Annotated in this window: 8 protein-coding genes; all 8 read left to right on the forward strand. The window is 34.5% G+C overall.

The genetic code is table 11. The features are described from left to right. Positions 1-201: 201 nt before the first annotated feature. On the forward strand, positions 202-816 hold the full coding sequence (locus G4D61_RS17625; protein ID WP_163174604.1) for a hypothetical protein: 615 nt from the start codon (positions 202-204) through the stop codon (positions 814-816). 710 nt (positions 817-1526) lie between these two features. Continuing rightward, a complete protein-coding gene (locus tag G4D61_RS17630; RefSeq protein WP_163174606.1) occupies positions 1527-2102 on the forward strand; it encodes a MerR family transcriptional regulator in 576 nt (191 codons plus the stop codon). Between the two features lie 101 nt (positions 2103-2203). Next, positions 2204-2365, forward strand: coding sequence for a hypothetical protein (locus tag G4D61_RS17635; RefSeq protein ID WP_163174608.1), 162 nt, complete (start codon positions 2204-2206; stop codon positions 2363-2365). A 717-nt stretch (positions 2366-3082) separates the two neighbouring features. After that, positions 3083-3655 carry a recombinase family protein gene (locus tag G4D61_RS17640; RefSeq protein ID WP_163174610.1) on the forward strand — a complete coding sequence of 191 codons (573 nt, stop codon included), beginning with the start codon at positions 3083-3085 and terminating at the stop codon, positions 3653-3655. Continuing rightward, positions 3652-3909 carry a hypothetical protein gene (locus G4D61_RS17645; RefSeq protein ID WP_163174612.1) on the forward strand — a complete coding sequence of 86 codons (258 nt, stop codon included), beginning with the start codon at positions 3652-3654 and terminating at the stop codon, positions 3907-3909. Before G4D61_RS17640 ends, G4D61_RS17645 begins: the two co-directional genes overlap by 4 nt. 143 nt (positions 3910-4052) lie before the next feature. After that, on the forward strand, positions 4053-4442 hold the full coding sequence (locus G4D61_RS17650; protein WP_163174614.1) for an AbrB/MazE/SpoVT family DNA-binding domain-containing protein: 390 nt from the start codon (positions 4053-4055) through the stop codon (positions 4440-4442). Beyond that, entirely contained in the window at positions 4432-4749 is a 318-nt protein-coding gene (locus G4D61_RS17655; protein ID WP_163174616.1) for a type II toxin-antitoxin system RelE/ParE family toxin, read from the forward strand. Before G4D61_RS17650 ends, G4D61_RS17655 begins: the two co-directional genes overlap by 11 nt. A gap of 1353 nt (positions 4750-6102) precedes the next feature. After that, complete coding sequence (locus G4D61_RS18295) at positions 6103-6918, forward strand: pLS20_p028 family conjugation system transmembrane protein (protein ID WP_367613803.1); 816 nt, start codon at positions 6103-6105, stop codon at positions 6916-6918. Positions 6919-7715: the final 797 nt, after the last annotated feature.

A 7715-nucleotide genomic window follows, 5' to 3' on the forward strand; every position in this document is an offset into this window, starting at 1 on the left:
GATCAAAGGGGCTAGCTAGAACTAAATATACTGCAATCGCTAAGTAAATTAATGTTGCAATGATATTTTTTTTATTCATTCTTGCACCTCCTTTTATTTTTGATTACAAATTTTACAAATATTTCCTTGGAGGAACTTTCGGAAAAGATGTAATTGTTGTAATATTTTAATGTATTGTTCTATTAATTCTGGGGGGGAATTATGAAAAGACGTATTGTTTATCTAATTGCTTGTATTTTATTGGTCTCATTTGCCTCTTTGGGTTTGAGTAACTTGAGTAGTAAAGTGGAGGCAGCTTCAAATGATAGTAGTATTGATTCTCAGCTTTCCGATTTTGCAAAAGATAATGGCTTAACAAAGGTTGACCCAAATTTAATTCCTGAAGATAAAATGATGAATTTCAATTCTGTAGAGGATTTCGAAAAATTCATTCAGAAAGATGAAAGTGCTACACTAGAATCAAGCGTTGTCAGTACTACAACTTCAGGACTTTCATTTAATGTTTTGAGCGCATCAAGCAGCAGTACGAAAACATATAAGACAACTGAATATAATGCTACAGGGAAAATTACAGCCTACGCTCGTGTTACAAGGAAAAGTTCAAAGAAAGTTTCTAAGGTAAAAATATGGAGTGAACAATCCGGGGTAATATTTGGTATTACATATACTCCAAATGATTCAGCGTCATATTACAAATTGAATTCAAGTAAAACTGGCGGAAAAGCATATGCTAAAGGAACTAAATTGTATGGAGCAAACATCGGTGGCCAATCTGTTGGATATATAAAACATGTAACATATACTATAAAATTTTAAAGATAACTGAAGGAGGATTAAATTTATGAATACCAGTTACATTAATTGGTCTGATATAATATTTCAGTTTGGCTGGCTGGTTCTTCTGTGTGCTATAGGATTTGTGATATATAAAATCGTCAAAATTAGAAGAATGAACAAACACTTAAATAAATAATTCTGAACTTGATCATAAGCCCAAAGCAAGGAAGTTAAAAAGAAAAAGGTCTTGTGAATAATGCTTTAGGGCACTGTAGAGGATTCCCATATTGTGGGAGTCCTTTTTTGTAAATCCCCATATCATCTTTGCAGGAGATAGAGACGCTGTACCAGATCATTTACAAGTAATGTTTTATAAATCTATGAAAATCAAGGAGGAATCAGCGTCTTAACATTACATGAAGGTAATTCGTCTAGTATTAGATTTACAGTTAAGGATTCCCTTGTAAATAAAAGGTTTTTTAAACAAAAGCGTATTTTAAGCGACAAACAGAAGCAATCGCTAGCGAATGGACGAGAAAAAGCATTAAAAAGATTTGCTGCAGCTTCACGGTCATAGATTTACGATACGTTCACGAAAACAATCTATTTTCGGTGCATGTATAACCATTTTTAATGCACGTTCATAACCGATAACAGGAAAACATTGGTACAATAGAGAATGTAGATAATGAATGATTGGTGTACTATTGACCGTGAACGAATGGACGTATGAAGATAGAGGTGTTTTTATGGCTGAAGGAGATTGGTTAACTGTTAGTGATGTAAGTGACAGGATAGGAGTGCCGGTCGAAACTTTGCGACGATACTTAAGGAATCACGGTATTCACCTGAAGGTTAAAAAGGTACATAAACGGTATTTGATTCATGCAGATTCTGTGACCGTATTAAAGCAGATTCGTGACCTATACTCTGATAGCAAGAACCTAGATGAAGTTGAACAAACCCTATCAAATAGGGGAATAGCGATGAATGTGACCGTTCAAACGGATGATGAAGAATCTGTGACTGTGAACGTGGCTGACGAATTAAAAGCAATAAAAGAAGCACTAGCCAAACAACAAGGGTTTAATCAGATAAGGGAAGAACAGCATAAAGAAACTCAACAAGTATTAGGACAAGTTTTAGCGAAGCTGGGACAATTGGAATCACAGGTGGAAGAATCATTAAATGAAAGTCAAAAGAGAATGAACGAATACGTTCGACTTATTGAAGAAAGCAATCAAGCAAAATTAGAGACAGCAGCGGCCACTCAAACTGAAGTCAAGAAGAAGGGATTATTCAGTAGATTGTTCGGCAAAAAATAAAAATTATGTGTCCTATTTTTGATGTAAATTGCAAGTCCATTTCCGACGGTAGGTTATGGACTTTTTTAATAACCTACGAAACCATTTTGGGAGGAAATTTTATGACCAAATGCGTGATGTTAAGCGAAAATACCAAGAAACAGATGTTGCTTACACAGGCTTTTTTTCGTTGTATAAAGGAAACTATCGAAGGATTGTCCATGATTGGAAAAGATAATTTCGTTGTAGGTGTCCGTAGCAACATCAAATTGCCTGACGATTAAAGTTTAAAAACCGTCGCATATATTTTTTAGACATCAGACACCCCCGAAAGAGGGGGGACTCCCCCAGAGGTACCCTTCACACCTTTAGATATTCAGTTCATTAATGCTTCATAGCTTCACCTCTTCATACCATTCTTACCCTGTTACATTGAACCATCATATTTTGATAGTTACTTTCGATAGTTGATTAATGTTGATCTATCAAGACAGGTCAATGGCTATCGTATATGTTGGTATATGAGAGTCCCATAGTGGTGCTATGCCATGCCGGTGTGGTATGTAGTGGCACATGGTATGCCTATCTATCTCTGCATGTATCGGTATGTAATGGGTGCATGACTGGGTAGTGTGGTGCTGGGTAGCGGTGTGCTGCTGTCCTGTCCTGCTTACTGTCCTATTTATGTGTGATATGTCTATGGATTCTTATTTTGGATTCTAAGACGTTCTAAGTACGTAATATACTTATCTATCTATATATCTGTTCAAAGGCTTGTATGGACATTCCGAGAGTCCCTAGACCCCTTTTTGAATGGACACACCCCTGTTTTTTGATCAAGCAACCCCTTTTAATAAAAAAAACCCTATTTGATTCTAAAAAAAGTGGTACCAAAACTTAAAAGTATTGACACCATTTTCCATGTCCTGTATTATCAAGGTACCAAACGGTGTCATAACTTAGAGTCATAAATAAACTATAGAAAATGAGGTTTTTACATAATGAGATACGGATACGCTAGGGTAAGTACAAAAGGACAAGCTACAAATGGAAATTCATTAGAAGAACAAGTAAAGAAATTAGAAGCTGAGGGTTGCGAGGTTATCTATAAAGAATCGTTCACTGGAACTAAAACAGATCGTCCGCAATTTCAAGAATTACTTTCAGTATTAAAAGAAGGTGACACACTAGTTGTAACTAAACTAGATCGCTTTGCTAGGTCAATGTCTCAGGGTAGTGAATTGGTCAATGAATTGATTGATAAAGGTGTCAGGGTACATATTCTTAATATTGGTTTAATGGATAACACATCATCTAGTAAACTCATTAGGAATATTTTCTTTGCTTTTGCAGAATTTGAACGTGATATGATTGTAGAACGTACTCAAGAAGGAAAGGCTATTGCTAAACAGCGTGAGGATTTCAGGGAAGGTCGGCCTAATAAATACAGCAAGAAACAGCTACAACACGCTTTAAAGCTGTTAGAAACTCATTCCTACAAACAAGTAGAAGAGATAACGGGTATTAGTAAAAGCACTTTAATCCGTGCAAAGAAGAAGGAGAAACTAGCATGAATACATTAAAAACAATTGCTATAGACATATCCCAGTCTGTATTTGATCGGGATACTGAAGCGGTTATGTACATCACAAAAGACATTTACTCAGATAGTTTCATTGTATCTATTCCAGTAATTACTTTTTCTTGTGATATAGCCACAGAACATGATTATAACTGGCTATTAAGATTTAGCCTATTCGGAGATTTAGAGAAAAATAAGCGATTAGTAAACGCAATAAAAGAAGGAATTGCAGAATTTGAATATTAGGAGGGATTAGTGTACAAATCAAACCTAATGTGCTAAGATTACAAACAAAGAAGCAAAGAAACCAAGAAATTTTGTTTCTTAGAAATACTGCGTTAAAGATTCTGGGAATTTTGGTATATTTTCTTAAAGGGGGGACATAACTTATGGTAATGGTACAAAAAGAATTGGAGAGAATGTCCATGCCAAATAGACGTCCTAAGAAGGTTAAAAGAATTTCTGTTTCAAGTAAGAGACAAATCAGCATACCAAAAGAATTTTATGAGACACTTAATATTGGGGATGAAGTAAACCTAGAGTTATATCAAAATCAATTGGTTATTAGACCAATACGTGAAGGGTTTGACGACTTTTCAGAGGAAATTCTTGCTGATCTTATTGAAGAAGGTTATTCCGGGGCTGATTTAATGGCTGAATTCAAAAATCGCAAAGCACAATTAGGAAATGCTGTAGATTCCTTAATTGCTGAAACAATAGCAGAAGGTAAGATAACGACTGTGGCTGATTTGTTCGGAGAAGATGATGATGAACTATAGTTTGAAAACATCTCTAGCTACAGAAAAATTTATCAAGAAGCTTAAAGATAAGCCATTAAAGCAAAAATTTAAAGAAGCATTCCGAGAAATTCAGCTAGATCCTTACGCTGTAGGCGAACAAAAAAAGGGGGATCTAGCTGGAATCTATGGTTATGACATATATCATAATGGTACAAACTATGAAATTGCCTACAGTATTCGAGAAGATGAGGATGGTAATTTAATTCTCGTTATTTTAGCGGGCACTCGTGAGCAGTTTTACCAAGAATTAAAACGATACATAAGAACTTCAAAGTTTAGCAGATAAAACTTCCTGATAGATTGGAAGTTTTTTATTATGTGAAATAAAAAAGTTGTTTTTTGAACTGTTTGTATAATAAAAAATAGAGCGAGTTTTGTACAGTTGATTCAAGAGAATTTTTGAATTTGTTTAGCCATTTTATTTGCAAAGGTAAAAAATTTAAAAGATAATAATTTTATAAGTGTGTCGCTAGTCCTTGAGCGACGAATAAAAAAGGAGTCGTTCTTCCTAATGACGGCTAACAAAAAGGAATCGCAAACCCCTTATGCGATTAATAAAATAGGGGCTTGTAAAAGGTGAGGAAAGGGAAATACTCTTTCCTGTTGGGAATTAAGAACCTTCACCGGTTGCGACGGTGAGAACAAAATTCTCTTTCTACGTGTGATGTTTGAATGCTCATTGCTTCCGAAAAGACAAATAAAAAAGCGGTGAAGTTTATTTCGATAACTTCCACCACTTTTTTATTTTCAAAACTAATTTTACTCTTTACTCCCTGTTCTGAGAGAGAACCTTCCCTAATCTTTAGTTCATCGTAATAAGAAAAACCAAAGATAAGCAAAGAACAGCAAGTAAATAATAATATAAAATAAAATATTTCCTAGACTTGGTTTCTTGTACATGTTATAAACCGATATTAAAAATAAGACAATGAAAGCAATCCAATAAATTGGTGTGCTTTTAAACAGAGTGGTCAGTACACCAATAATTATATATAGGGTAACTGAAAATGTTTTACGTGATGATTGACTCATTAATTTCACCAAACTTTTTTTATTTTTAAATCATTTTAAAATAAAAAAGCAAAATAAGATACCCACGATTAAAGATATTGTTGGATATCTTATTTTTACTTTTGAATTAAATGAATACACTTACCATCCTGGTGTATAAGTTATTTTAGTATGAGATTTACCAATTTTATGAGTTCTTGCAGAGTTGCTATAAACTGTTACAACATCTTTTTCGGCTCTTGGTAACTTAGTTCCTTTTATGTATCTAAAATATACTTTAACAGTATAATACACTGTTTTTGCATTCATTTGATAAGCTAGATTAGCAATTGATGTAGCCCAAGCAACTGTTGCCCAAGGTACAACAGCTGATATAGTTGTTGCTATTGCTCCAACAGTAAAATGTTTCAATTTACTTGAATATTTATCAGTACGACTATATTTCTATCCAGTTAATTGTGATCTTTTGCTTGTCGTACTCATTAGTACGATTTTATCTCTTGTTATTGATTCAAGCGCAGTTTCCTGAATGACATTAGTTTCTGTGGCTAAAGAATTATAAGCAGTGTCATTTTGTGGAATTGTTTGTGTATCAACAACTTGAAGATCATCTCCGGTAGTTGTTCTTATGGTTTTAACTTTAGTCTATTTAGGATTTAAAACAGTAATTGCAAAGGAACCACCTAATTTTAAGTCTGTAGGAGTAAATATTTTTATTTCTGCATTTCTGATCTTAGGGTTACCAACATTAATGGATACAATGCAGGACGTTTCAACAAAGTTTTATAATGATACTCAAACAGATAATAACAATGACCATGCTGCTAGTTTATCCTGGCATTTAATTCAAGAAAACGTTACGGACCTTCTTTACGTATCATCACAAGGATTCTCCATTTTGGATAATAAAGATAACAAGAGAAATGATTTAACCGAGAATTCGTTTAAAGTGACGAATTTAAATGCTTTAATTACACCAGATACGATAAGTGATGTAGACAGTGACGAGATTAAAAATTTGGCTTACAAATTAGATACAGATGAAAATGGTAAGGTGGTTGCTGACAAAATTCAGGATGGAGCATTTGCTTTTTTTACGGATGCATTTAAAGAAGGTTATTTCCGTTATCAAGCTAATTTCACACCAATCATTGTTGGTTTAAGTACTCTTCTAGTAGCCTACTTATTTACTCTTTTTGTTTTTGTTACGACAATTATAGAAATTGGATTTAAACAGGTAGTAGGTCTATTTATATTTGCTACTGATTTAGAGTCCGGTCAGCGTACCAAAATGGTTATAAGGGATATAACAAATGCGTTCTTATTAATTGCGTTTATCATCTTTGCAGGAGATAGAGACGCTGTACCAGATCATTTACAAGTAATGTTTTATAAATCTATGAAAATGCCTATATTAAAAGATTTGCCAAATAAGTTGTTTTAAATAAAAATTCGTGTTTAGCAAAAATGCTAAACACGAATTTTTTTATGTTTTCATGTGTCCCTTTTTGGGGACGGAACTGTCCCTTTTTGGGGACACATGAAAATCTCTAAAAGTATTGATATATCAATCTTTTTTATACTTTTTAAAGTCATGTCCTTCTCACTCTATATATAAGGGGCTTTTCTCCATGCAAGGTTCGGGTAGTATTTTTTTGCCCTTCGGGTTCGCTACGCCAAAAAAATCTCCACCCTTTCCCCCTTGCATGGAGAAATTCGGCAGGTGCTGACTTGTCGCCAAGCCGACCATACTCAAAACGAGGAACCTCGGAGGTCAGCTTGCTCTATCCATTGTACCTGCCGAACCGCCAGTCCATCCGTTCATGACAGTGATCTTACGCCATGTTTAAACACGCATAAGGGAGCTAACCCCCTCTTGGCTCCCGCCAATTCACCCCCAGCCTGCACCTTCCCACCTCAAAACAAGGAGAGAAAAAACCTCTTAAAACCCCTTATTTTTGATTTTAAGAGGTTTTAAACTATTCCCTTTATTTTTAGTCTAACAATCTATTTAAATGCGATATAGGGGAATCTGATGAGACTGAGAGGCATTTATTTTAACCTTTCGTAGAATTTAGTACATTAAAATCTTTTATGGCAAAATAAATATAGGTTTGCAAAATATCACGAGGGGTGAGAATGTTGACTTTTGCTGTAGTTGGATTGTCGGTTTTGACTTTAGCCATTAATGCAGTAACGATCGGTATCATGATAAAAAATAAGGTATGGGTAAGCTAAAAG

Source organism: Heyndrickxia ginsengihumi (genome assembly GCF_011008565.1).
GTDB classification, from domain to species: Bacteria; Bacillota; Bacilli; order Bacillales; family Bacillaceae_C; genus Weizmannia; species Weizmannia ginsengihumi.